Annotated in this window: 26 protein-coding genes; 20 read left to right on the forward strand and 6 right to left on the reverse strand. The window is 33.5% G+C overall.

The window, feature by feature from the left end:
• Positions 1-39 precede the first annotated feature (39 nt).
• Entirely contained in the window at positions 40-372 is a 333-nt protein-coding gene (locus IGI54_RS01240) for a hypothetical protein (RefSeq protein ID WP_430620910.1), read from the reverse strand.
• Between the two features lie 64 nt (positions 373-436).
• Between IGI54_RS01240 and IGI54_RS01245 the strand changes: the two genes are divergently transcribed.
• The 3 genes from IGI54_RS01245 to ytpR all read left to right on the forward strand — a co-directional run bounded on the left by IGI54_RS01245 (position 437) and on the right by ytpR (position 2,221).
• Positions 437-874 carry a thioredoxin family protein gene (locus IGI54_RS01245; RefSeq protein WP_430621464.1) on the forward strand — a complete coding sequence of 146 codons (438 nt, stop codon included), beginning with the start codon at positions 437-439 and terminating at the stop codon, positions 872-874.
• Between the two features lie 9 nt (positions 875-883).
• The gene (locus tag IGI54_RS01250; RefSeq protein ID WP_071861622.1) at positions 884-1,339 is read left to right on the forward strand and encodes a universal stress protein; all 456 of its coding nucleotides are present in this window, start codon (positions 884-886) and stop codon (positions 1,337-1,339) included.
• 270 nt (positions 1,340-1,609) lie between these two features.
• Positions 1,610-2,221, forward strand: coding sequence for a YtpR family tRNA-binding protein (ytpR, locus tag IGI54_RS01255; RefSeq protein ID WP_430620911.1), 612 nt, complete (start codon positions 1,610-1,612; stop codon positions 2,219-2,221).
• Between the two features lie 102 nt (positions 2,222-2,323).
• Here ytpR and IGI54_RS01260 read toward each other — a convergent pair whose 3' ends face one another.
• Positions 2,324-3,631, reverse strand: a complete 1,308-nt coding sequence (locus IGI54_RS01260; RefSeq protein ID WP_430620912.1) for a S1C family serine protease — start codon at positions 3,629-3,631, stop codon at positions 2,324-2,326.
• Between the two features lie 443 nt (positions 3,632-4,074).
• Between IGI54_RS01260 and rlmH the strand changes: the two genes are divergently transcribed.
• The 12 genes from rlmH (at position 4,075) to IGI54_RS01320 (ending at position 18,852) form a co-directional block, all read left to right on the forward strand.
• Positions 4,075-4,554: a 23S rRNA (pseudouridine(1915)-N(3))-methyltransferase RlmH gene (rlmH, locus tag IGI54_RS01265; RefSeq protein ID WP_430620913.1), complete on the forward strand. Its 480-nt coding sequence runs from the start codon at positions 4,075-4,077 to the stop codon at positions 4,552-4,554.
• A 1,527-nt stretch (positions 4,555-6,081) separates the two neighbouring features.
• The gene (locus IGI54_RS01270; RefSeq protein ID WP_430620914.1) at positions 6,082-7,296 is read left to right on the forward strand and encodes an ammonium transporter; all 1,215 of its coding nucleotides are present in this window, start codon (positions 6,082-6,084) and stop codon (positions 7,294-7,296) included.
• A 15-nt stretch (positions 7,297-7,311) separates the two neighbouring features.
• Positions 7,312-8,739, forward strand: coding sequence for an amino acid permease (locus tag IGI54_RS01275; RefSeq protein WP_430620915.1), 1,428 nt, complete (start codon positions 7,312-7,314; stop codon positions 8,737-8,739).
• A gap of 22 nt (positions 8,740-8,761) precedes the next feature.
• The gene (glsA, locus tag IGI54_RS01280; RefSeq protein WP_430620916.1) at positions 8,762-9,688 is read left to right on the forward strand and encodes a glutaminase A; all 927 of its coding nucleotides are present in this window, start codon (positions 8,762-8,764) and stop codon (positions 9,686-9,688) included.
• 569 nt (positions 9,689-10,257) lie between these two features.
• Entirely contained in the window at positions 10,258-11,718 is a 1,461-nt protein-coding gene (locus IGI54_RS01285; protein ID WP_430620917.1) for a helix-turn-helix domain-containing protein, read from the forward strand.
• On the forward strand, positions 11,702-12,484 hold the full coding sequence (locus IGI54_RS01290) for an AP2 domain-containing protein (protein ID WP_430620918.1): 783 nt from the start codon (positions 11,702-11,704) through the stop codon (positions 12,482-12,484). The genes IGI54_RS01285 and IGI54_RS01290 overlap by 17 nt, the downstream gene beginning before the upstream one ends.
• Positions 12,485-12,644: 160 nt before the next feature.
• The gene (locus tag IGI54_RS01295; protein WP_430620919.1) at positions 12,645-13,058 is read left to right on the forward strand and encodes an Ohr family peroxiredoxin; all 414 of its coding nucleotides are present in this window, start codon (positions 12,645-12,647) and stop codon (positions 13,056-13,058) included.
• Between the two features lie 261 nt (positions 13,059-13,319).
• The gene (locus IGI54_RS01300; RefSeq protein WP_430620920.1) at positions 13,320-14,084 is read left to right on the forward strand and encodes a WxL domain-containing protein; all 765 of its coding nucleotides are present in this window, start codon (positions 13,320-13,322) and stop codon (positions 14,082-14,084) included.
• A 72-nt stretch (positions 14,085-14,156) separates the two neighbouring features.
• Complete coding sequence (locus tag IGI54_RS01305; protein WP_430620921.1) at positions 14,157-15,176, forward strand: WxL protein host-binding domain-containing protein; 1,020 nt, start codon at positions 14,157-14,159, stop codon at positions 15,174-15,176.
• Positions 15,169-15,510, forward strand: coding sequence for a hypothetical protein (locus tag IGI54_RS01310; protein WP_430620922.1), 342 nt, complete (start codon positions 15,169-15,171; stop codon positions 15,508-15,510). Before IGI54_RS01305 ends, IGI54_RS01310 begins: the two co-directional genes overlap by 8 nt.
• A gap of 233 nt (positions 15,511-15,743) precedes the next feature.
• Entirely contained in the window at positions 15,744-18,086 is a 2,343-nt protein-coding gene (locus tag IGI54_RS01315) for a BspA family leucine-rich repeat surface protein (protein ID WP_430620923.1), read from the forward strand.
• A gap of 40 nt (positions 18,087-18,126) precedes the next feature.
• On the forward strand, positions 18,127-18,852 hold the full coding sequence (locus tag IGI54_RS01320) for a winged helix-turn-helix domain-containing protein (RefSeq protein WP_430620924.1): 726 nt from the start codon (positions 18,127-18,129) through the stop codon (positions 18,850-18,852).
• A 166-nt stretch (positions 18,853-19,018) separates the two neighbouring features.
• Here IGI54_RS01320 and IGI54_RS01325 read toward each other — a convergent pair whose 3' ends face one another.
• Positions 19,019-19,297 carry a hypothetical protein gene (locus IGI54_RS01325; protein ID WP_430620925.1) on the reverse strand — a complete coding sequence of 93 codons (279 nt, stop codon included), beginning with the start codon at positions 19,295-19,297 and terminating at the stop codon, positions 19,019-19,021.
• Between the two features lie 584 nt (positions 19,298-19,881).
• Here IGI54_RS01325 and IGI54_RS01330 point away from each other — a divergent pair.
• Positions 19,882-20,058 (forward strand): PTS glucose transporter subunit IIA, encoded by a 177-nt coding sequence (locus IGI54_RS01330; protein WP_430620926.1) that lies wholly within the window; start codon positions 19,882-19,884, stop codon positions 20,056-20,058.
• Positions 19,979-20,221 carry a PTS glucose transporter subunit IIA gene (locus tag IGI54_RS01335; protein WP_430621465.1) on the forward strand — a complete coding sequence of 81 codons (243 nt, stop codon included), beginning with the start codon at positions 19,979-19,981 and terminating at the stop codon, positions 20,219-20,221. Before IGI54_RS01330 ends, IGI54_RS01335 begins: the two co-directional genes overlap by 80 nt.
• Positions 20,222-21,362: 1,141 nt before the next feature.
• Here IGI54_RS01335 and IGI54_RS01340 read toward each other — a convergent pair.
• Both IGI54_RS01340 and IGI54_RS01345 read right to left on the reverse strand, forming a co-directional pair.
• Positions 21,363-21,758 (reverse strand): hypothetical protein, encoded by a 396-nt coding sequence (locus IGI54_RS01340; RefSeq protein ID WP_430620927.1) that lies wholly within the window; start codon positions 21,756-21,758, stop codon positions 21,363-21,365.
• A gap of 2 nt (positions 21,759-21,760) precedes the next feature.
• Positions 21,761-22,243 carry an RrF2 family transcriptional regulator gene (locus tag IGI54_RS01345; RefSeq protein ID WP_430620928.1) on the reverse strand — a complete coding sequence of 161 codons (483 nt, stop codon included), beginning with the start codon at positions 22,241-22,243 and terminating at the stop codon, positions 21,761-21,763.
• A gap of 331 nt (positions 22,244-22,574) precedes the next feature.
• Between IGI54_RS01345 and IGI54_RS01350 the strand changes: the two genes are divergently transcribed.
• Both IGI54_RS01350 and IGI54_RS01355 read left to right on the forward strand, forming a co-directional pair.
• A complete protein-coding gene (locus tag IGI54_RS01350) occupies positions 22,575-23,669 on the forward strand; it encodes a YhgE/Pip domain-containing protein (RefSeq protein WP_430620929.1) in 1,095 nt (364 codons plus the stop codon).
• Positions 23,670-23,690: 21 nt separating this feature from the next.
• Positions 23,691-23,858, forward strand: a complete 168-nt coding sequence (locus IGI54_RS01355) for a hypothetical protein (protein ID WP_430620930.1) — start codon at positions 23,691-23,693, stop codon at positions 23,856-23,858.
• A 562-nt stretch (positions 23,859-24,420) separates the two neighbouring features.
• Here IGI54_RS01355 and IGI54_RS01360 read toward each other — a convergent pair.
• Positions 24,421-25,092, reverse strand: a complete 672-nt coding sequence (locus tag IGI54_RS01360) for a Crp/Fnr family transcriptional regulator (RefSeq protein WP_430620931.1) — start codon at positions 25,090-25,092, stop codon at positions 24,421-24,423.
• 145 nt (positions 25,093-25,237) lie between these two features.
• Here IGI54_RS01360 and nrdI point away from each other — a divergent pair, with 145 nt between their 5' ends.
• A complete protein-coding gene (nrdI, locus tag IGI54_RS01365) occupies positions 25,238-25,696 on the forward strand; it encodes a class Ib ribonucleoside-diphosphate reductase assembly flavoprotein NrdI (protein WP_430620932.1) in 459 nt (152 codons plus the stop codon).
• The last annotated feature ends 124 nt before the right edge of the window (positions 25,697-25,820 follow it).

The following is a 25,820-nucleotide window of genomic DNA, read 5'->3' on the forward strand; positions in this document are numbered from 1 at the left end:
AGAAAGCTCTCAACTTTTTGAAAAGTTGAGAGCTTTTACTTATTCAATCACACGGTCAATACTTAGAACGGCACCGGTCTTCGCGTCCGCTATAAACTCATAGGCGACTAATTGATCGTCTTCGGTACGAGTGATCCCACCAGAAAGAACATCCATTGTAATCGCGAATTTTTGCATGCGTTCGGTCTCAAAAGAGATCCAAGAGCCTTCAATCGGGCCTTCTTTTAGAAAGTCTGCCTTGATTTGATGTAAGATTTTGTCAGGAGAAAGCTTTTGCTTTTTTCGATAGTAGTGATTTGTCGCAACTCCTGCAGCTAATCCGATTGACGAGCCGATAGCCAGTCCTTGAGCGAATCTTTTCGCTGTACTCATAGTCTTGCCTCCTCTTTCAGTCTGTTCGCTTTATTTTACCATTGATACCCCGGAAATGAAAAACATGCGCCAATCTTTTTTGAACACGTTCCTGTTCGCTATTGATCTAGGATTGACGCCTCTTCTTTCTCAAAAAGTCGGAAACGTGTATAATCAAAGTAGTAAAAGAAAAGGTCGTGACGGAATGATTATCCCTAAAAGTATTGAAGAATTAGCGGGTTATGCGGAAAAAGGCAAGAATGTGTTTTTCTTTACTGCTGACTGGTGTGGTGACTGCAGCTTTATCAAGCCGCAAATGCCGGAGATCGAAGCAGCGTTTCCTCAATTTCAATTTATTCAAGTCGATCGAGATGAATACATCGATGTAGCTGCAGAATGGAATATTTTTGGGATTCCTAGTTTTGTTGTAGTTAATGACGGCGAGGAAATGGGCCGTTTAGTCAATAAAAATCGTAAAACAAAAGATGAAATCGCTGGCTTCTTGCAACGAGTGGAAGGGTAGGAGATCGGAATGTTCACACAATCATATCAAAATATATTAGTCGGAATCGATGGTAGCGATCAAGCAATGGAGGCCTTCAAAAAAGCATTGAACGTCGCGAAAAGAAATCACGGAACGGTTTATGTGGCCAATGTGATCGATCATCAAATCTATACATTCATGAGCTATTCTCCATTGAATGAAAATATTATGGACCAATTAACTACCGATGCCAAGGACTTGATCAATGAGTGTAAAGCGGTAGGTAAGGAATTTGGCTACAATAAAATCGAAGGAATCATTGCTTACGGATCAGCTAAAGAAGCGATGGCCCAAACATTACCGAAGAAATATGATATTGATTTAATTATGGTTGGTCAGTCTGGGTTAAACGCAGTGGAACGTTTTATGACGGGAAGTGTCGCCAGTTATGTCATCAAGGAAGCCTTGTGTGACGTACTGATCGTACATCCAACGACAAAATAAAAGGATGAAGGTGGGATAGAAGTGTTCAGCTTCAAGAAATAAGAAGGAATTTCAAAAATTTCGGCTTATTTCCGAAGAAGCTACTTCTATCACACCGTTTATTTTAAAAAAGGAGCGGAGAATTAGTTTAATGTCTCAGCTTTTTATTTTGCAATGAAACTAGTGACTCAAGCAATTTGCTGAAAATTAAACTAGAAATGAAAAAAATCTCATGCACAAGGTCCGCTAGATTTGTTAAGATACGAGAGGACTATGACTGGAGGTAGCAGCGTGATTTTTGCGTATAATAAAAAGAATGTCGGCGATACCTTAATGGTAATCGTCAAGAATGATGAAAATAAAGAAAATCGGGTCGAACGAAAAGGCAATATCGCTCGTGTACAAACTGTAGAAGGTATCACCGTTGCTTGGAACTTTTTTGATGTTTCAGAATATTTGTCAATCAAAGGCAATGGGCAAGTGGAACTGACAGAAAAAGAAATCGACCAATTAAATGAGCAATTAAAATTAACCGGCTTTGAAGAGCGTTTAGTCGCGGATCGGGCTCCTAAATTTGTGGTTGGTTATGTAAAAAACTGCGTCGAACATCCCGACTCTGATCATTTGCATATTACAGAAACAGAGATCGACGGCGGCGAAACATTACAAATCGTGTGTGGCGCAGCCAATATCGAAGCGGGCCAAAAAGTCGTTGTAGCCAAACCCGGTGCGATGATGCCAGATGGTATGATGATTTGGCCAGGCAGCCTGCGAGGCGTGGAAAGTTATGGCATGATCTGTTCCGCGAAGGAATTGCATTTACCAAATGCGCCAGAGAAAAAAGGGATTTTAGTTTTAGACGAGAGTGCTAAGACCGGCGAAAAGTTCGAAGTAGGAAAATAATTGAGCAATCAAGTCCAGAGGAATTTTACTCTGGGCTTTTTTCTTTATTTGCCTGAAGACAGAAAAAAAGAGCCGCGAATCCTCGCAGCTCTTAATTCCTGTTTATTGATTATTATTTTGTTGTTGTTGTTGGCTATTGGATTTTAATGAGTTTGCATCGAGACTTAATTTGATTGAAGCTGTCTCTTTTTTCTCTTTCCGGTAATAAGTGACTTGTACGGTATCGCCAACTTTGTGCTTGTACAATTCTGATTGTAATTCTACACCGGTAGAAACATCTGTATCATCAATTTTTGTGATGACATCATATTTCTTCAAACCAGCTTGATCCGCTGGGGTTGATGATTGAACGCTGGCTACTACGACGCCTTGGGTCACAGAGCTTGGAACTTTGACGATTTCTTTTAATTGTTCCGTTGAAAGGTCGGATAAGTTAACCATCGTAATCCCTAATGCTGGACGAATTACTTTGCCATCTTTTTCCAATTGATTGATGACATTCACGACATCATTACTTGGAATCGCAAAACCAATACCTTCAACACTGACATTTGATTCCGTTTGGACGATCTTGCTGGAATTGATCCCAACCACTTGACCAGCCATATTGACGAGCGGGCCACCAGAGTTTCCTGGATTGATCGCCGCATCCGTTTGGATTGCATTGATGTTGACCGTCTGACCATCTTCATTTTGATTGACAACTTGACGATTTAACGATGAAATAATCCCAGACGTTACGGAGTTTGCATACTGAGAACCTAATGGAGAGCCTAAAGCAATCGCAGGTTCGCCGACTTTCAAGCTGCTTGAATCACCAAATGTTGCAGGTTTGATGTCAGCAACTTTGTCGGATTCCACTTTTAAAACCGCTAAGTCAGTATAAGAATCAGTACCGACTAAAGAAGCTTTCACTTTTGAGCCATCCTTCAACAAGACTTCAAGGCCATCTTGTTTTTCGACCACGTGATTATTCGTTACGATGTACGCCGTGTTGCCCTCACGCTTGTAAATAACGCCGGAACCTTCAGAAGATTCCTCTAAATTCCCACTGTCATCCGATTGTTCTTGCTCGCTGCCATTACCAAAAATATCTGAAAATCCACCTAAGCCGCTTTGTGATTGCTGCTTTTGTAAATTGATAACAGAAACGACTGCATTTTGTACTTTACTAGCAGCTTCAGTCACGTCGGAATTCACATCCACCTTCATGTTGCTGACTTTTGTATTGCCGGCGCTTGGTGATCCGCTAGCATTTTGGTTATCAGGAGATAACAAGGAACCATTCGCGACATAAAAAACGCCGATCGTCAAAACCGCGCCGATCACGCCGCCAAGTAAACTTAGACCAAAACGCCTGAAGAAACCACCAGACTTTCTAGGAGTCGGTGTAATATCTTTTCTTGCCATATTTTTTCTCCACCTCTGCTATAAATTAAGTTATATTAAGTATAGTATTTTGCTATAAGTTAAGTCTACTATACTGATTTGACTTTTTTATGAAAAAGAATTGTAAGAAATTATGGATAAATGACGAAAAAACTTTTTTCCCACAGCTAGCGTGGAAAACTAAGGAAAAAGTTTGTTAATAGAACTTAAAAAGTTATCAACATAAATGTGGATAACGGGGATAAGTCGGTGTGAAACATACGTTTGTATTCAAAAATACCCCTAAAACAGGAAAAAGTAAGCCAAAAGCTGGGGATAAACCTGTGATTAGTGTGCATAACTTCGTGGAAAAAATATGTTGAGTTGCTTTGCCTAATCAAATTGCGGTGGAAAAGTAGTTATCTAGGGCTACATAGGAAAAATACGAAGACCGACTAAATAAAACAATCAAAGGAAGAAAACTGATGAACATTAAAATTATATCCGTGGGAAAACTAAAAGAAAAATACCTTGTCCAAGGTATTGCCGAATATACGAAGCGCCTATCAAAATATTGCAAAATTTCATTAATGGAAGTTCCCGATGAAAAAGCTCCAGAAAAACTCAGCGAAGCTGAAATGATCCAAGTCAAAGCTAAAGAAGGCGAACGAATTCTTGCCAAAATCAAAGAGAGCGAGTACGTCTTCGCTTTAGCCATTAATGGGAAAAATCCCAGCAGCGAAGAGTTCGCCGCAACATTAGATAAGTTGCAGACCAGCGGTAATAGTCAGTTTGTTTTCGTTATTGGTGGATCGTTAGGGTTAAGTGATGAAGTACTTAAACGCAGCAATGCCCAAATGTCTTTCGGTAAAATGACTTATCCACATCAGTTGATGCGGCTGATTCTGGTAGAGCAGATTTATCGCGCAATGAGGATAAATGCGGGGGAACCGTATCATAAATAGTGATGTTTTTAGGTTAACGTAACAAATATAAACATAACTGATTATATGACATTATCTAAAAAAACTTGATAGTTCTGTTCGTGGATTTTATTTCTAGTGTGAGAAAAACTATGAAAAAAAACAAAATATAAATTATTGGATTACTTCTGCTAAGATTGTTCCTTTTTTATAGTGATGCTATTAATGGAAGTAAGAAGCTAAAACGACTTTTTCTATTGATAAAGATGGAATGATTCAAATGCTAAATATAAAAGAAGAACGGCATAAAAGTTTTGAAGAGAGATTTTTTTGTATTTTTGTCTTTTATTATAGGCTCTATGAGAGAATAAGCTTACACACAGAATATCATTCAACTATGACATTGCATTTTTATTTTTCTTCTAGAAAGCCTAACATAAAAATTGGATATCCACAGATTTTAAGTATAGTAAACATGTTCCATACGATGTATATTTTTGTATGTATTTCATTAATCCCGTAGCAATCAGCTGGTTCTCTGATACCTAGCTGATTGCTATTTTTTATTCTTATATATTCAAAGAAGCAATGTACGTTGCTTCAATGGGGAAAATTTTTGGCGATTTATCAATCGTCTGCTTAGCTTATCATTATTTAAGAACAGACAATTTTTTTTATTAGGCTGAAAATACAAATTCTATTTTGCATTCTTTATATTTTTCTATTTTGTATATAAAAAAATGAAAAAAACAATTCTCTTTATTTTTACTATTCTAATAATGAAAGGATTGTGACTCATCGTGCTACTATTTTTTGGCATCATAGTGTGCTTAGTTCCACTAATTTCGTTGTTGATTTTTATTACTGCTGCAGTTAGGGCGGAGATTGAAGATTTTAAAAGGAGGTCCAAAACTAATAAGTAGAATACCTTTTTTTGTAGAAAATTGTTCTCCTAAAAAATAAAACTATGAGGTGATTAATATGACAGAATCTAACTCCTGTTTAAACGTAGGCGATTTAATAGAAGTGAAAACGATAGATGGTTCTATAGAAAAAGGGACTATCTTGTATTTCGAAGAAAGGACCGTGGTTATATCAGTTGGTGTGAAGTGTTATTTAGTAAGAAAAAATGAATTGGAGAAACAAAATTATGTTTTACCTCCATTTCGTCCCAAACAAAACTCTCATTCATTTGTTATAAGATAATGTAGGCAATATTTAATATAGAAAGGTTTCTATATGCATAAATTATTAATTCTATCAAAATGTATTTATTTAAAAAATCTGATGATCATTTTACAATACCTGAATGATGAAAAAAGATTGCAAGTAAAACATATTGCTTTAGTTTAGCGACGGGCATAATTTTTATAACCTATCTTTTGCGACTAGTGGAAAGTCTCTGATTCCATTAGTCGTTTTTTATAGACATAACTAGTCCTTTTTAGACGATTATTTTTAAGTGTTCTCTTTTTTTTTATTTACTCACGTGTCCGAATAAAAAAATAGATAAAAGCCTGTAGCACGATTTATATATACTCGTTCTTGTAGGAAAGAGGTGAGAACAAAATGAATAATTTATCTATCAATATGGGAGATACAGCATTCATGATTTTATGTACTGCCATGGTTTGTCTAATGACGCCAGGGTTAGCATTTTTTTATGGTGGACTTGCTAGGAAGAATAATATATTAACAATTATGGGCCAATCCTTTTTGTCCGTTGGCATAACAACTATTATGTGGATATTCGGTGGATTTGGCTTGTCATTTGGTAGTGATATCGGTGGAGTTATAGGTAATCCAACTGATTATTTTTTAATGAACAATGTTACTAGCCTTCCGAACTTATTTCATGGGGCAACCATTCCATTTCTGATGTTCTTTTTATATCAATTGATGTTTGTCATAATTACCGTTCCTTTAATGACCGGCGCTTTTGCAGGGAGAATGAATTTGAAGGGATATATTTTACTTATAATTTTATGGAATCTGCTTGTTTATTTCCCTGTTTGCCATTGGATTTGGGGCGGTGGTCTTTTGGATCAACTAGGGTTTAGAGATTTTGCCGGTGGTGCAGTAATCCATACAACAGCAGGATTTGGTTCATTAGCATGTATTTTAAAACTTGGTCAAAGGAAAATACCATTAGATCAACGAAATCGTCACAGTAACCTTATGGCCGCTGCCATTGGTACAGGATTGCTTTGGTTTGGTTGGTTTGGCTTTAATTCTGGTGGTGCTTTGCGTGCGGATTCTCAAGCAGTAAATGCATTCGGCTCAACTTTCGTTGCGCTTGCTTTTGCAATGATTACATGGCTAATTGTTGCGAAGGTAAGGGGTAATAATTTTGATTTTGTAGATGTACTGACAGGTTCTGTTGCTGGATTAGCAACGATTACTCCTTGTGCAGGTTATGTAAAACCAGAGAATGCCATACTAATTGGGATGATTGCCGGAATTATTTGTCATGCAGCTGTTGATTTTCGGAAGAAGAAACAATGGGATGATGCATTAGATGTTTGGGGCGTTCATGGAATGGGGGGCTTCACTGGAACAATTCTAGTAGCTATATTTGCTACCAACAGTCACCTCCTGAGTGAGTTAAATAGTTGGTATTTCCTAGGGATTCAGATTATCGGTGTCATTCTTGTTGCTGTTTATGCCTATTTGATAACAACAGTGATATTAAGTGTGCTTATGCGTTATACAACAATTACTACGACAAAAGAAGAACAAGAAGAAGGATTAGATTTTACTTTCTTTGACAATGAGAATAAATAGAGAAGAGGAAGCTTCATGCAACAAAGTAAGACGAAAATTCCTACAAAGAAATTGACGTTCTTTGGATTTTTAGCTATGACGATCTCGATGGTGGTTTCACTATATGAATATCCTACGTTCGCGACATCTGGTTTCAGTTTAGTCTTTTTCCTACTATTAGGAGGTTTATTATGGTTCATTCCGGTTGCCTTATGTGCGGCTGAAATGGCCACAGTTAAAGGCTGGGAAAAAGGGGGTGTATATACCTGGGTAAGCCGTACGTTAGGTAAAAGATTTGGCTTTGCCGCTATCTTTTTTCAATGGTTTGAAATTACTGTAGGTTATTTAACTATGTTGTATTTCTTAACCGGAGCATTATCTTATGCAACTGGTATTAGTGCCATTCAAAACAATAAGTTCTTAAAGCTAGCCATCCTATTGATTATCTTTTGGGCTATCTTATTATCCCAATTAAAGGGCACAAAATACACTTCATTAATTGCTCGAATTGGTTTTATTGCAGGAATTTTAATACCGGCTTTAGTCTTGTTTGCACTAGGAATTCATTATGTTACTTCAGGAGCTCCTTTACAAACAACACTATCCTTTAAAACATTGATTCCTGATTTTTCAAAATTACCAACATTGGTTGTTTTCGTTTCATTTATCTTGGCTTATATGGGGGTAGAAACCTCAGCCAGTCATGCTAATGAAATGGAAAATCCTAAGAAAAATTATCCTTTAGCTATGTTTGTCTTGGTAATTTTGGCTATTATTTTAGATACCTTTGGAGGACTGACTGTTGCTACAACAGTTCCTCAGCACGGTTTGTCTCTTAACACCGGGGTGATTCAATCGCTTGAATTTCTACTAAGAAATATTGATCCTCATTTAGCTTGGATTGCAAAAGTTCTTGCGATATTAGTTTGTTTAGGTGTCATTGGAGAAATTTCTTCATGGGTTACTTCTCCATCAAAGGCTCTCCATGTAGCAGCGGAGGAAGGATTACTACCGTCGTATTTTGCAGAAGAAAATACGCATGGCGTACCTGCGCGATTAATGATTGCTAACGGAATTGTAGCAACAATTTGGGCAACTGTCTTTACATTGAGTGGCGGTGGGAATAATTTGTCGTTTCTCGCAGCAATGTCATTAACCGTCGTTATTTACCTCATGTTATATTTTATGTTTTTCGCAGGATATTTAAAATTGGTATTTTCACACGACACGTTAGAAAGAGCTTATCAAGTTCCTGGAGGAAAAGTAGTAAAAACAATTATTGCTTGTTTAGGTCTTTTGACTTCATTATTTGCTTTTTGTATCTCTTTCGTTCCACCGGCTAGTATTATGCCCGGTCAACATGGTGTTTACGAAATGATTCTAATCGTATCCTATGTCATTGTTTTGATAATCCCGTTTGCTATCTACGCATGCAGACATAAATTTCAATCTACAGAAAAATAAAAAATGAAGGCAGGTCTTTTAAATGAATGATTATACGTTGAAACAATTGGTTGATAAAAATTTCGACTATTATAAAAATGGAGAAGTAGCGAATTATATTCCTGCTTTAGCAGAGGTAAGCCCCAAACAATTAGGAATTGCCGTTTATGATTTAACTAGCAATGAGTTGATGAAGGCTGGAGATGTTGATGTGCGATTTGCCATTGAGAGTATGTCAAAAGTCCCTGTCCTATTGTTAGCCATTAAGGATCGTGGAATAAAAAAAGTTTTCGAAACAATTAATACGGAACCAACTGGTTTCGCTTTTAATTCAATCATGAATATGGAAATTAATCATCGGAAACATCCTATGAATCCATTTGTAAATGCTGGTGCTATCGCGACAACTTCTTTGATTAGTGGAAGAGACGCAAACGAAAAATTCGAACGTATTTTAAATTTTATGAAGCAAATTTGTGATGACACGGATATCACATTAAACAAAGAAATCTATCTATCAGAATCTAAGACCGGGGATATTAACCGTTCGTTAGCCTATTATATGAAAGGAAATAAAATGATTGATGAAGAAGTGTCTGAAACTTTAGAGATCTACTTTAAACAATGTTCAGTCAACGTAACTGCTACTGGAATTGCGAAATTAGCCGCTGTTTTAGCAAATAAGGGAATTGCACCTTGGAATAATCAGAGAATCATTTCCGAGGAGAGTGCCACAATTGTAAAATCAATCATGACAACTGCAGGATTGTATGACGAATCAGGAGAGTTTTCTGTTCATGTAGGGGTGCCTGCTAAAAGTGGAGTAGGTGGTGGCTTAATGGCTGCAGTACCAAACTCATATGGTATTGGAGTTTTTAGTCCTGCTTTAGACAAATTTGGTAATAGTGCGGCAGGGATTCAGCTACTAAAAGATACCGTTCAAGAACTCGATGCGGACATTTTTAAGTAGGTCCATAGTAAGTAATATAGGGATTTAAACTATTATTAAGTAGAATAACTTTTTTAAGATTTCTTAAATGACACCTAAATATATTAATTTAATTCTATTTCTACAAAAAATCTCTATAATTATTTATTCTATTTTGAAATGCAAATTTTTTGTATCCATATACTGCTGTAAACAACTGACGGACTCGCCAAACACAACTTTATCTGAATTAATAAATCCCCCCCTAGGGGGGTAAATAAATTAAGAGAAAAAGGCTTTCTGAGACTTTTCTACCACTTATCTAGAGTACCCAGTATTCTCAGCATAGGAATTATTAAAAAACAGCGCTAAGAAAATAAATATAGTAGCCAATACATTTAGACTACTTCGAGACCAGGTATGATTATTTTCTTGAAATTAGAATAATACATTTTTTGTTTCTTTTTCTTATTTCATTTTAAAAACTTAAAAAAAATGAAAAGACATTTTTTTTTTACATATATCATAAGGGTAATACCGACTGAATGTAGGATGCAATAATCAGCTTTATAGAAGTAGATTTAAAAGTTCAAATTGGAGGTAACTAAATCATGATTCAAGATTACATAGAAAAGGATATCGTTCGGAGAGTCAAACTAGTTCAATTCTTGTTCGACTTACATACTTTGAATATTATAGAGGTTTCAAAAAAGTTGAATGTTACGAGCAACACAATTAAAGCAGATTATGAAAAGATAAGGGTATTGTTAAGTCCCTTTATAATATTAGATGATTGTACATCTTCTGATATCACAATTTTTTTCACCGGGGAGATATCAAGATATGAACTTGTAAAAAAAATCTATACAGATTCTAAGTTTTTAAATGTGTGTGCTAGATATATTCAAGGCGAATATGACTATTTATCTATAGTTGAAGAAGAATTTGTTTCTGTTACCACAGCTTTTTCAATGAAAAAGCAAGTTGATATGTTTTTCAAAGAGGTCTTAGGCGAGAATTGGTTAGGTTCAGGCCATGTATCTGAAATAAAGTATAGATTATTAATTTTATCAGTATGTATGAGATGTGATTTTTTAAGTAGAAAGTTTGATAAACAAATATTAAAAACATCTGATATTTTAACTCGAAAGTTATTAGCAAAATTCTTAAACAGAGCAAGGGACAGTGATTTTATTTTATTAAAGTATACTGTTTACTTGGCGCTAACTAGACAGAAAAAAAATAGTTTAGTTATATCTAACTATGAAGAAGGGTATATCTGTTCAGGTCTAATTTACGATCAGATTAAGGAAGTCTTCGATGATAACTCAATTTTGGATGATAGTATATGTCTGAAAGAAGAAGAATTAATGTTCTTATCTGTCATTTGTCGATCGATCTCCTACAATCCTCCAAGTTATGTATTTTTAGAAATGGACTATAAATACCAAAAAGAGCGTCTGTTAAGAAATTTCAAGAGTATTGATATCTTGATGGATCTGCTTGAAAAGGAATTTAAACGTCATTTAAGAGGAAATATACTTTTTGAGATTTCTCTTTTCAATTTTATTTATTATTCAATGTGGAATTTAAATTATTTCTTATTTGAGCGATCAATATATTTAAGCAAAAGTCAAATGAATGTAAAAAATCGGCTAGCCAAAACTCTAGATTTATGGGAAGTATATTGTGAGGGGATGGTTCCTCATTTTACTTCGCAAAATATCGACAATCTCTGTTCTAGAATCTCATCTATTTTAACTCCAGAAGTTTCTACCAATTCCATGCCTTTATTGATTGTCGCAGAAGATGCGTATGCCCATATAAATTATAGAGAGAATCTAAAAAAATGGTTGTCTTCTGAAACAGTTTCTATTGATGATCGCTTGTATTATAAAATGGAGGATATCCCCGACTATTTATATACTCGGCCTCATATAATTATTTGTGATCGTTCCTTAAGGGGGGGAAAAGAATCTATGGGAGAGGGTATGCTTTTTTCAATATCCAGCAATACTATTTTAGAGGATATAAAGCATATGGTATTGACTATTTATGAAACACAGTGGTAGAGATAAATATATAAAATATGGGAAATTAGAAGTTCTATCATATAGTAAAAAGGATAGTTATGCTATGGCACGTTGTAGATGTGATTGTGGTACTATCAAGGAGTTTTATTTATCGAATCTAAAAGCTGGAAAGTCTAAAAGCTGTGGGTGTTCTTCACAAAACAACTATCGAGATGTTGCTGGATTAGAGTTTGGTAGCCTTAAAGTAATTGAACCTACAAAGAAGAGAGAAAAATGTGGGGGATGGATTTGGAAATGCCGATGTACTTGTGGCAAAACCATCGAGTGTCCTACTCGCAACCTCGTCAATAATTATACTAAGGATTGTGGTTGCATAAGGGAAAAAAAATATGATCTTAGTGGAAAAAAATTTGGCAATTTAATAGTGGTTAAACCCATTGGAGATAAAATAAACTCTAGAACAAGCTGGAACTGCATTTGTAAGTGTGGAGGAACAACAGTAACAAATCATTACAATTTGGTTAGCCAACATACTAGGAGCTGTGGCTGTTTGTGGAAAAAGGAATACAGAACATTCGCTGAAGGAACAATTGTTGAATGTCTAAACTCTAAAGTTCCTAACAATAATACAAGTGGTGTTAAAGGAGTGTGTCGTGTTAACGGGAAATGGTTGGCATATATTACTTTAGCACAAAAAAGATACTATTTAGGGACATATGACTCTTTAGAAGAAGCAAAGGCCTCAAGAGCTAGGGCTGAAAAAGATAAGTTTTGGCCGATTATAAAACAATACAAAAAGGACTAGAGAAAGATATTTAATAATCTAACAAGAGTCTTCTATTGTGTAAATTTGAAACAATTTAGTTGTATTAAAAAAAAAAATAAAAAAAGCGTTTAAATTAAAATGTTATTCTCTTTTTAGCGCTAATAACTATTGCTATAGCAATGAAAGGAGAAAGGAATTTATGGAAAAAAAAATTTATTCAACAACCGTTCTTAACAGCGGCGGACGAGAGGGAACGACGACACTAATAGACGGGACATTTTTATATGATATAGCGATGCCTGGTACGAAACTTGAAAATGGGCTAACAGATCCAGAGAGATTATTTGCTGCTGCGTATAGTTCTTGTTTTAACCAAGCACTAGCAGTCGCAAAGGATAAGATGGGGATTGATACTAACACAGTTGTTGCGACAACCGTTGATTTGTATGAAATGGAAGATCATACATTTACGTTAGGTGTGAAATTGACTATCACTGTTCCTAATGTGTCAAAAGCAAATGCTGAGCATATGGTAAAATATGCTAACAGTATTTGTCCTTATTCTAGAGCTTTAAGAAACAATATAAAATTTGAAATTAATGTTGAAAACTAAAAGATTGATATTTTAGTGAAAAGTAAATTTCAGAGAGATTGATTTAGTACTTGGCGGATCATTCGTCAAGTACTTTTTTGTTGAGAATAATAGTGTTCAAAGATAATTCGCTCTCGTTTATTACTTATTTTTTTTATGTTAACGAGAAAAATATAAAAAAATAAGAAAAACAGTAAGGGTAAGAGGTGATAAAGTTTTTTGTGTGGTTACTGGAAAAATAGTTTTCCACAATAAAAATGAATGAAAAGAGGATATGAACAAATGAGAAAAAGTATTTTTTTAGCAATTCCATTATTGTCTCTGGGTCTTATAAGCTCAAGTGTAGCTCATGCCGCGACAAACGCGAGTGTGCCTGATCCAGCGGAAAGAAAGACACCTGTCACAGCTACTTTAACGATTGAAGGTGGGAATCCAGCACCACCAGATCCAGACACAAATGGTCCTAAACCAGATCCAGGAAATCCTGCTGATCCAGCACCTCAAGGTCCTTTTGGTATTAGTTATGTTCCACTAAAATTTTCAACAAAAGCAACGAGTTTGCAAGACTCGGGCGAGCAAACAGTCCCTTTTGAACCAGCTAAATCAGGGGACTCATTTCATGTAGGTGTTAAGGATAAGACTAGAGATCAAAGAGGTTGGTCTTTGACAGCAGAATTAAACTGGGCTACTGCTCCAGAAGGTTCTTCTATAAAATTTGACAATAAAAACGATCTATCACCTATTAAAAATAATACGGGTAGTGCTGATGCGGCCAATTTAGAGAGTCTGACAAAGGATAATGGAGAAGGACACCTTTCTGCTGGAGGATTAGATGGTGAAATAACACTTACAACAGGTGCTGGTTCTGCGGTAAATATCTTATCAGCTGAAAATATACCTACAAGTGAAAAAGCTAGCTATAATGGCGTTTACGACTATAAAATTGGTGATGCAAGCCTTGTGATACCAGATACCTCTAAAGTAAAGGCGGGTACTTATTCGGGTGGGGAGGTAAATTGGAATTTAGCTTTAACACCTACACCATAAGTAGTGACGGAGTAGCGCAATTCTGTTAATTGAATTGTGTTGCTCCATATTCTTATAACAAGGAGAAATACTATGTTAAAAAAAAGAGTAATTATAGCTTGCTTGCTAGGTATTGGATTTTTTGGATATATTGACCAAGCCTATGCGAATCAATCTGACTTCAGTACTTTTAGTGTGGAAGGCGTTCATAATGAGAATCAACTCGATCCAGATGCTGGATATTTTTATCTTAGAGAAAATCCGGGATCTCAAGATGAGATTAAGTTAACAATAAAAAATACTTCTTCCAAAGATAGAACGTTTACAGTGAAAGTCACAGATGCTAATACTAATACAAATGGATTAATTGATTATACTGGACAACTTCCAAATGCGAGTGAATTGGAGACGCCTTTAACTACTGTTGTTGACCCAGTTCAACAAGAAGTGGTTGTTTCTAAAAATAGCACTAAAGATGTAGCTATTAATATAAAAATGCCACAAGAATCGCAACCAGGTGTATTGATGGGAGGTATTGTTGTATCAGAAAAAAAAAATAGTGATAATAAAAGTAAAACTATATCTATCGGCAATACGTATAGCTATACTTTAGGTGTTGTGCTAACCAACGAGAACAACACAACATTCAATAAAAATATATCTGTACAATTAAAGAAAGTTCAAGCAAAATTGTCAGATGGCAAAAAGATTATTGAAGGAATGATTTTAAATAATAATCCTTACATATTTGGAACGGCTGTTATGACAGGAAAAGTAGTAAAGGAAAAAAATAAAGAAGTAGTTAAAGAAAAAAAACAGAATGAGATTAATATTGCTCCTTATTCTGTTTTTCCCTTTCAGATTGATTATAAAAAAGATGAACTGAGTGCAGGTAATTATATTTTTGAGGGGAAGTTAAAGACAAAAGAAAATACATGGCGGTTTTCAAAAAGATTTATTATCACGGAAAAGGAAGCAACGAATATTAATAAAAAATCTGTATTTCAAGTGCGGATTTCTTCATGGCTGAACTATGCACTGTATCTTTTAGCAATCTTGAATGTACTTATATTAATAACAATATTTTTAATGTGGGGGAAAAGACATGAGTAAACTATGGAGATTGATTGTTATTTGCTCATTAGTATTACTTTCTTTCAACCATAGTCCCATTGCCTATTCTGCTACTTCCACAGACCAGCCAGATCAAGCTAATACGTCGGTAGAAACCCATTTGTTTCGAAAGATAGTCCCGAACAAACTACCCATAGATAAGGGAAATATACTGATGACTCAGACATACCCTAAAGATAAAAGTTCTAGTACAAATAGTTTAAAGTCATTACCTAAATTGGGGGCAGATACAAATTTTTATGGAGTATTGGGAATACTATTATTGACCTTAGTTAAAGTGATGCAAAGATATTTCAGAATCAAGGAGGGATAAGGTTTGTATACTAAACCAATAGTAGCTGTTTGCTTGGGAATACTGTTCCTTATTATAGGGATCGTTGTATTCTTGAAAGAGTATAAAAATTGTGTTACTAATTCAACAGGAAAAAAAATATTGGTGGTCAACATACTAAGCATAGTTACTTCCTGTTTATTGTTAGTGATCGGTGGGATTATGGCTTTTCAAATATATAGCCAATTACAATAGAGAGAGAGAGGGAAATGTGAATGAAACGAAAAATTTTTATTGTATTCTTGACCTCAATGATTGTAATCCCTCTTTTGTCTAGGTCAGTTAACGCTAGTGTAGAAAAACAAACCGATGAAGAGACACTTATGAAGGAAACGTCAACTTCATCAACTGATCTTAATTCAGATACTGGAATTGATAGCTCTGAAGTTAGTGAAAACTCAAGTCAATTAGAAAGTATGGAAAGTTCCAGTGTATTAAGCGAAAGCAATAAAACTGCTAATTCTGAAATAACTGAACCCTCTTTGGGGGTGACTGAACATGAAGATACTAGCACCCAGAATAGTGAAGACTCACAACAAGCTAAAGAAAGCAGCGTAGGAAAAAGCTCCGGAATTCTTGATATAACAGAATTAGATAAAATGTGGTATTGGGGGGATCAAGATAATACCAATAAAAATATAACCCTTAAAGGATACAAGCAGACTGCTCCAAATGATGTTATCATTCCTGGCGCAGTTAAAATCGGAGGAGAAATTTATAGAGTATTTGTCAGTTTTACTAGTGGTAAGACTGCTAAAGAAATAGAGGAACCAAGTAACTCTATTTGGAAAGAAAAATTTGATTCAAATGGAAAATGCAGTATTACAAGTGTTACAGCTAGTGCGTATAATAAAATGAAAGCTATTGCGGCTGGGACAATGGCTTATGCATTTTCACAAGGAACTGGAACTGTAGCCACAAATCTGATAGAGACTTTTCCAAATTTGTCAAGGTTAGATTTACAAGATCTGGAAGTTTATAATACCACTTCAACAAGAGCTATGGTACAAAATGCTCCTAAGTTGACTTACGTAAATGTATCAACCTGGGATGTGGAAAAGGTTACTGATATGGGGTGTACATTTTACTTAAATAGCAAGTTGGAAACTATCGATGGTCTGAATACTTGGCAACCATTTAATGTAAAAGATTTGTCCTATTTTTTTAGTCTGGATTGGAGTTTAAGTGCAGACTCGATAAAACCTGTAGAGAAGTGGTTTGATAAGGACTATCCTAAAGAATTAAAAATAATGGATTTTATGTTTTGGAATGATACACAGCTAACGGAGTTGAATTTGTCTAGTGAAGGCTGGGGAAAAGCGTCTAAACAACTGGTTTCAATGTACGGGACTTTTGGTGGAACTACCAATGTTAAAACAATCAATTTAAATGGCTGGAATTTAGAAAAAATACAGGTGTTAGAGGATACTTTTGTTAATACAACATCGTTGACAAAGTTATTAGGATTAGAAAATTCTAGGATGACCGAACTTAATAATATGAAAGGAGCATTCGGTAATTCAGCATTAGAATTTATTGATTTAACTTATTTTAATCCTCAGAAATCGCTTATATTATCAGATAAAGCTTTTTATAGTAATAGTCTTAAGAAACTTCTTATTGTTAATGGTCAAATCGAGTCCCCAACTTCTTTTTTGGCTAATTACAATTTTAAAACGGATAATCGTGAAAAATTTGATTTCCCTTTCTTGGATGCTAATAGTGGAAATTTTAAAGATGGAACCAAGAAGAAAGAATACATTGATGGTATAGTACAAAGAAAGTTTAAAATATTTCCTCCGGAGAGCAAGGGCGATTTATTAAGCTTTAAAGAAAATAATATCCCTTTAAGAGATGGCTTTAGCTTTAGAGGCTGGGAATCGAGTTCCTTAGATCCTAAACTGACCAACGATCAAATTGAGGCATGTGTTGCTGGTGAAAATATTATTGATTACAATAAAGATGCGATCTATTTTAAGGCTATTTGGGAGCCTGTTAAGCCTGCTACAGGTCCAGATAATGAGGTTCCTGATAATAGTAATAATGATTTAGATATTGCCTATTTTCCTAAAAATTTTGACTTTTCAGAAACTAAGTTATCAGATAATAGTAGTTCTCAAGTGATTCCAATAAAAAGAAAAGATTTACAGCAAACGCCGCAATATAATATAGGGGTAAGGGATTACTCAGAAGAATCAAAAGGCTGGGAGCTGACTGCACAGTTACAGTGGACGGATAAAATAATTCCGGGATCTAGTATTATGACTTCTAATGATAAAGGAAACGTAAAAATCAATAAGAATAATCAAACAAGTTTTGATCCGAACTTGATAGTTCCACAACCTCCTTCTGAAAAAAATCCTGTGAAAGGTGTGCCAAATCTTGAAATTACAACTACCGCTAGTAAAGTGATGGAAGCAACATCTAGTTTACAAAACAAGACATTTGATTATGATTTAGGAACGGTACAATTGAAAATTTTAGATCCATCTATTGTTACTCCAGGTATCTATAATGGAAGTGTAAATTGGAATTTATCCGTAGTACCTAAACCATGATTTAAGTTTAAGTATGGTTACATGTAGTGGAAACGATAAAATGATTAAAAATGGAGGTCAAGCAATTGTTAGATTGCTCGATCTCTTTTTTATAGGAGATGAGATAATGAAAATTCTTTATGTCACGAATAATAGACAGCAGGACGATAAATTTAGAAATTATATTGATAAACTAGAGCTCGATATATTCATTTTAGCAAAACATCAAGAGGATCTTACAGAAAAGACAACCATAGAATTTTTGTCACAAATTTTTTCTATAATTATCTTTGATGAAACAATTTCTAATACTTTCTTAGCTATAGTTTTACGAAAAATAATCTACCAGTTTGATACGATTATAAGAATTACGACCATTTCTTCTTCAATAGAGAACAAAAGAAAATGGAATGAGCTGGGGGTACACTTTCTTTTTGATTCTTCCACTAATATGGAAGAATTCAGAGAATCAATATTTCGTTTACAAAGTAGTAATGACATAAACAAAAAAATTGATGACGTTAAGCTGTGTAATTTTACAAATAAGGAAAGGTATGTTTATAAATATTTACTCGAAAATTATCAACAAATGGTTTCAAGAGAAAAATTATGTTTAGAGATGTTTAATGAAGTAACCCAATCTCGACTATCGGCATTATCTTCTTGTATTAATAGTATTAGAAAAAAATTAATATCGCAGGGATTTGATTATATAGTATTAAAAACATTTTGGGGAAAGGGCTACCAATTAAACTTTGATAATTGTATTGATGAAAGTGATTATTGATACGATATTCATATGAACAATCAATTCAAGTTCAATCATAGAGAATTTTCAAATTTATATTACAAAAGTGGAGTAGTTTCTATTTTATAGAAGCTACTCCACTTAGACTTTATCTATAAACCAAATTTTTTAAGCTAACTCGCACGAGTATTACCATTGACTATGGCTATTGGGGAGCCATGTCTAATTCAACATCATTGGGATTAACACCGGCTTTCTTTGCCAAGTCATTCTTGCATTTCTCAGTTTTAGAATAGGAAGCAGATTGTTTTTCACCTACAGAAGCACTATTACTTAAAAACGTAGATCCTCCTACAATAAAAGTACTAATTAAGGTTATTACTAACAGTAATTTTTTTGCATTTAACATCTTTCCTTTTTTGATTAAGTACCATGGCCTTATAAAACTATAAAAAAATAATTTGTTTTGAACGTTAACTTGCATTGAATTTAGTATGTTTAATTTGAAGCAATTATGACCATAGGTAATTATAATGAGTGTCAAATAAACATATGTAAGAAAATAGAAAAAACACCAAAATGTATATTCTTTTATTAATCAAAAAATAAAACTAAAAGGCTTTTTATTGTTGTGCAATTATCTATTTTTATAAAAAAGATAATGAAATAAAAAAGAGGGTGTGTGTTTTTGAATGTACTATTGTATAGCTGGATGTAACACAATCCGATTGTGTTATATTCGCTTCTTTTCATTTTATTAAAAAAACAAATTTATTTGTCATGAGTGAAATTACAAAAATTATATTGAATTTTAACATCAGTATGCTATCAACGAGAGTCACTCTTCGAGAGGCTTCACCGCTATTACAATTTTAGCAAATGCTAAAGTTTTTAAGTGTATGGTGAAGTTAATACTGAGGGGGGGATTTTGAGTTCATCATGTAACTCAAGTAAGGAGGCATAGAATTGTTTAGTTAAAAAAATAGAGATGCTAACCTGTATTCGCCAATAACAGGAGAATTGCTTCATTTGAACTAAATAGCTGATGAAGTCTTTTCTTCGAAGATGATGGAAAAGGGCGTTACTTTTAAATTGTCGGATGGTGTGGTTTGTGCGTCCTGTGATGGGACAATTTCGTTAATATCAGAGACACTTCATGCTTTCAATATTGTTGGACGAAACGGAATCGAAATTTTTGGTGCATATTGGTTTAGACACTGTAGGGCTAAATGGACAAGGTTTTGAAAGTTTAGTTAAGGTAGGGACAAAGGTGAAAAAGGGAACTCCAATCATAAAGGTTGATTTATACCGACTAAAAGTATTAAAGAAAATGTGGATGACAGGAATCGAACCTGTCTCTCTTAAAATAGTGAAACAAACCGTCGTTTTACGCTTCACAAATGAGTAGAAACACCAAGTTCATCCACAGACATAAAATGTTCGAAAAAGTTAATCCTCTTTTCTTCAAATATCAGGTTTATAATTTTTGCTTTCTTTATAGATAGAAAAAATAAATAAGAGAAATATGAGTTTTTCCACTGATAGCAACCCCCCCGTTCACTTATAGGCTTTACTTCATAAGAATGAACTTAACCGACACTAAAATATAAATGATATGGCATAAGTTATGAACTAGGGCTATCAGATAGCATTGCGGAAACTATTTCAACTGAAATGTTTTTTGCATACGCTGAAAGTTACTAAACGATAAATCATAAATAGCTCTATTTTTGGTAATCTTAACTACTTTTAGTGATGATGAAGGTTCTTCAATCTCAAGACAAATAACTTTATTAGATTTAGATAGTTTTCCCTCGAAAATGTAAAAAGGCTTATGAATCTCTTTATAAATCACCAAATTATCTCTATCGATTTTTCCAACTTCTTTCTCTATTTTGGAAATAGTCTTATAGTTTCTATAAGGATAGTCATATGTTGTTTTTGTAATGACAAAATATCCAATTAATCCTAAAGATAATAATAAAAAAATTTTAATAATCCTAATTAGCTAAATCACTCCTTTATTTAGAACAATATTAACTTAAAAAAGGTTGGGTGCATCAAACATTATTGCAACACATATAACAATGCTGTAATAGTGATTATAAAAATAGCTAAATCATAACTATGTTAATGGAGAAATTAAATAAACAGTACGCAAATACAATTTTGTGTGCTGTTTATTTTTTTGATTTAACGTTCCCGTTTACAGCAACCAACTTTTTCTATTAACTACTACAATCGAAATAATTATTTTATAAGCTAAACGATAAGTTGGATGCTATTGAGTTTTGAAAATTGGCTATAAAGATATCTAAAAAAATTCTGTCTAAATTACTAATCACTAATCTTTCCTTCCATTTGTTAAATAGAATACATCTAAATTCGATTGCACGGCACAATAGGAATATCCTATTGTGTATTTTGATTCTTGGTGTGACTTTTGTATTTAAGTGGTCGATTTTTTTGAAGTTAAAAGTTTACTACTGTTTCAACATTTCCCTCGACCAATTCAGTGAGACTTCCTGTTTCCTTTTTGTTCCTCCTCACTAATCACTATACATAGACTCTAATCTTTGGAACAACTCTCTAAGTTCTCGATTGAAACACTCCGTATCAGTCTGCTTGAGAAATAAATTATTAATCTTTTCAGAAATCTGTATTAACTCCTCATCATCACTAAGAATCATCAACATTGAATTAAAACTTTCAAGTTGTTTGTATGATTCTAGATATACAACATCATCTATAGAGTCTTTCAAATCATTTTCTATTTCTTTTACTAACGCGTATTCTCTCCGAGCTAAACGATTGATTGAAGCTTTTCTTCGCTTTCTTTCATCTATAATTGGAAAGGCAACTGCTCCAATTATAGCTAATATTTTTGAGATTACTGCAACCCATGCTGCGACACTACAGAATTTCATAAAATAATCTCCTTCCATAATTACTTATTATTTTGTAAATATTGCCGCCAATCAATTTTCAATAATTCTCCTTCACTATCTTTTGGAACAATCTCCTCAATAGAATGTTTTTTTAGTGCATTGAGATATATTTCCTCGGCTTCTACCATAATATTTACTGTTAAGTTTTTATATTGAGTTACCAATTCATTTGATAAAAACATTGAATGAAAGATATCTATTTTTATATTTTCCAAGAAATACATCTTTGTCTCAACTGCCCTAAACACATCATAAAATGAAATATTTCTAACTTCTTTTTCCAGTGAGTAACCGCCTTTTTTCGAAGCTTCTGATCGAATAATACCAGCGTTATTTAACTTCTTAGCTACTTTCTGTAAATAAGAATGGGATACATCCATTCTTTGATTTATTTCCGAAGCTTTTAAATAAGAACCATCTGGTAATTCTGCTAGCAGTACTAATACCGCAATAGCTTGAATAAATGCGTTGCTGATTTTCAAAATGATACACCCTTTTTTTTAGTAAAATACTTATATGTCCTCGCGGTTAAACCATGTCCAAACGTAATCCACAGATGTAACATAACTATAGACCGTTTTTTTATAGGTTTTCCATTATGACATTATAATATTGGACTTTTTTTTCCTATGTAACGATCTACTGCTCTGATAAAAGAAATTAGGAGCTATTGTTTATCAAGTTCTTTTCGAATAAAAAAAAGAATATAATTCTGTTGACAAATAAAATCTATGGATTTATCATATCTGTAGTCCTTGGATATCTACAGAATGTCGATTCAAAATAAAATAATTAATTTAAGAGGTGTTAAAAATGAAAAGAAAAATGATTTTAGCGTCTGTATTAACATTCCTATCAATAATTCCTATGCTATATTCAGGTTTGTTTTTAGGGGCTTCTAAGGATCCATATGGAAATATGGATAAGCTTCCAGTAGCACTCGTAGAGGGCGAAGATACTATTGTTAAGGACAAATTAATTGAAAGTAAGCTGTTTGATATAAAAAAAGAAAAAAATTTGGACTTAGCTTGCAAAGATCTAGAAGATGGAACTGTTTATTCAATCATTAGCTTTGATAATGATTTTCAAAATAGTCTAAAAAATTATCCAAGAACACAAAAAAGTCCTTCAATCAATCTAACCATTTCTGAAGGACTGAACTACTTTTCTTCAAAAGTAATTACTAGTACAATGAAACAATTTGTTGACAAAGTTAATACTAACTTATCTCAAACAATGATTAGTAAGATGAAAGGAATGGGTATTCCTGAAACAGCTAGTAATATGATTCAATTGAATATAAAAGATATTCATCCAGTAAAAAACAACGCCGAAGCTATGGCTCCCTATCTCTTTTCATTGACATTATTTGTAGGTACAATTTTTGTTAATCAATTCATTATGAGAAATTTAAAAAAGAAAGGAGAATCTCTATTTATTTATTGGACAAAACAATTTCTTATTCCTTTTTCAATTGGAATTATGCAAGTCCTTTTATTGATACTTGGAAATAAACTCTTCATTCATGTACCGATGACTTCACTTTTTGAACTAGGAGCTTTTCTCTTTTTAACTTCGGCTACTTTCTCTAGCATTATTGTTGGATTCAATAAATTGATCCCTGGAATTGGTAGTCTAATTGTGTTGTTACTTACTATGCTTCAAACATCGTCAGCAGCCGGTGTATATCCTATTATCTTATCCAAAAAGTTATTTCAATTTATTAATAACTGTCTTCCTATGACCTATAGCATTAAAGGGTTACGAAGCATTCTTAGCCTGAACGGTATCAACTTAATAAACAATGTATATGTATTAATTGTTTTTTTCATTCTTGGTCAAATACTAATCTTAATTTCTTATTTGATTCATGAAAAAAAATTTAGAGCAATAGCTGAAAACAACTAGTATATAAAGGAGGAATTTATTATGGAATTTAGAGAAAAAATAAATCGCTTAAAAAAAGAGGGAAAAGAACTTGGACAAATGTATACAAAAGAAGGAAAAAATATTGGTGATGAATATGCAGAATTGGGAAAATCTGTTGGAAAACTATTTAAAGAAAAAGCAAAACAGAATCATAATAGATTCAAATAGCCTTATAATACGTTATTTCTCTATATGTTACTAAAAGATCGAAGTGGTAAGTATAAAAGGAGTTTTGCACATACAGTATTAAAGCTTATATAAGGAGAAACGAGTTTTTGTTTCTCCTTTTTTATACTTTGAAAACCACTTACTATGCGAGTTCTTTCAAAGGGTTCTAGCGTGGTATTAAAAAGTCCCCTCATGATTGATAAACTTATGTTGGTTCCTGATCGCGTCCAATTTGAAGACAATAGGATTTATTATGGTATCGGACAGACTCAAATACTAATGAATCAAGTAGTTTCATCTCTCAAAATCTATCTAAACTTCTATCCTACATCCGTTACTATGCCCTAGATAGGGTGGAAAGCAAGGCAAATGTTCTTCGGGTTTTCAGTCTGTACTGAAAAGAATTATTTACCGGGAATTTTAGTTTAATCTTATTTTGAAACAAGAAGTTATCCTTTCATGATTAAACTTTGCAGCATAATCTAAAAAATTAAAAAGTGTTGAACTTTTATCAATGTATACTAAGTATTCTTTTGATTTATATCTTTATATTTTAGCGATTTCACAAAAAATCGTACTCGTCCCAGAAAGTTTCTAGGAGTGTTATTTTCTTACCTTTCCGGATAATAAGTTTTCTTTCCTGAAGGTTCTTTAATTTTCGAGAGATAGTCTCGGGGCTTGTAGCTAGATAATTTGCTAATTCCTTCATAGACATTGGGAGAATAATAGTCTTATTTTCAATAATTGCAGGTAGGGTGAATAATTGACAAAAATATAAGGCTAATCGGTCTTCAATTCGATCAAGTGCTAATAGACGTAACTGTTTTTCTATCTCTATTGTTTTGCAAGCATTTAATTGAAGTAACCTACAACTAAGTTGTGGATAGAGTTCAATCAGCCTATTGAAGTCAGTTTTATAGAGAATACAAAGTTTGGTTTCTTTAATAGCCTCACCATAGAGTGAATCATTTATTAATCCAAAAAGATAATTCTCCCCCTCATATTCTCCTTCTTTTACTATTCGTATAAACTGTTCTTTACCAGTTTTACTAATACTATAAATTCTCATAGCTCCCGAAGAAATAATGGATAGTTGTTCCTCACTATTGGGAGAAAAAATTATTTCTCCTTTTTGAAATGTTTTATGATGGATTAGGCATTGTATACTATTTTTTTCATCTATCGTAAGAGGATTAAATAGTGGGACTCTGTAAAGACAACCTGATTTTTCCATATCGTTTTCTCCCCTTTAAAAGTTAAAAAACTTGACCACTGTCAATTTTTCTAAAATAGATATTTTGTATAATAAACACTACATATAGTGCTTCGATATTTTTCTAAGTACTGTATGTAGATATTTTATAAGAGAGGTGAATTGAATGCAAACTATCCCAGTATATTATATAAGTCTTAGTGGAAATACAACTAGTTTTCTTAAGGACTTAGATTACTATTTTAAAAAAGAGTATAAAAAAAGGTTGAAGTACATTAACGTAAAAGATCTTGTCAAAAATGGGAAATCATTATCATTTGAAATTAGAGAACCTTATTTTGCATTCCTACCTAGCTATCTTGAAGGGGGAAATGGCGTTGAAACAGGAGATACTGAAATTTTAACAACTCCTTTACGTCAATTGATTGCTTATAGTAAAAACCGCAAATACTGTTTAGGAATTGTTGGGAGCGGTAATCAAAACTTCAATAAGCAGTTTTGCTTGACAGCATATCAGTATGAGAAAGATTTTGGTTTTCCGGTTCTAGATAAATTTGAATTGAAGGGAACGAAAAAAGATATTCAACGGATTGCAGAAAAAATAAACATGCAAATAGGATTATAGGCAGGCTATTCTAATTTGAATGTTTATATATATTCCAAACAAAACAGAAAAAGCAATTTTGTCATAAACATACAATAAAAGTGAGGTTTGAGAAAGTTACTAAGACTCAACGCTGAACTAAGTA

The organism is Enterococcus sp. DIV0800, assembly GCF_050559735.1.
Classification (GTDB): Bacteria; Bacillota; Bacilli; order Lactobacillales; family Enterococcaceae; genus Enterococcus_A; species Enterococcus_A devriesei.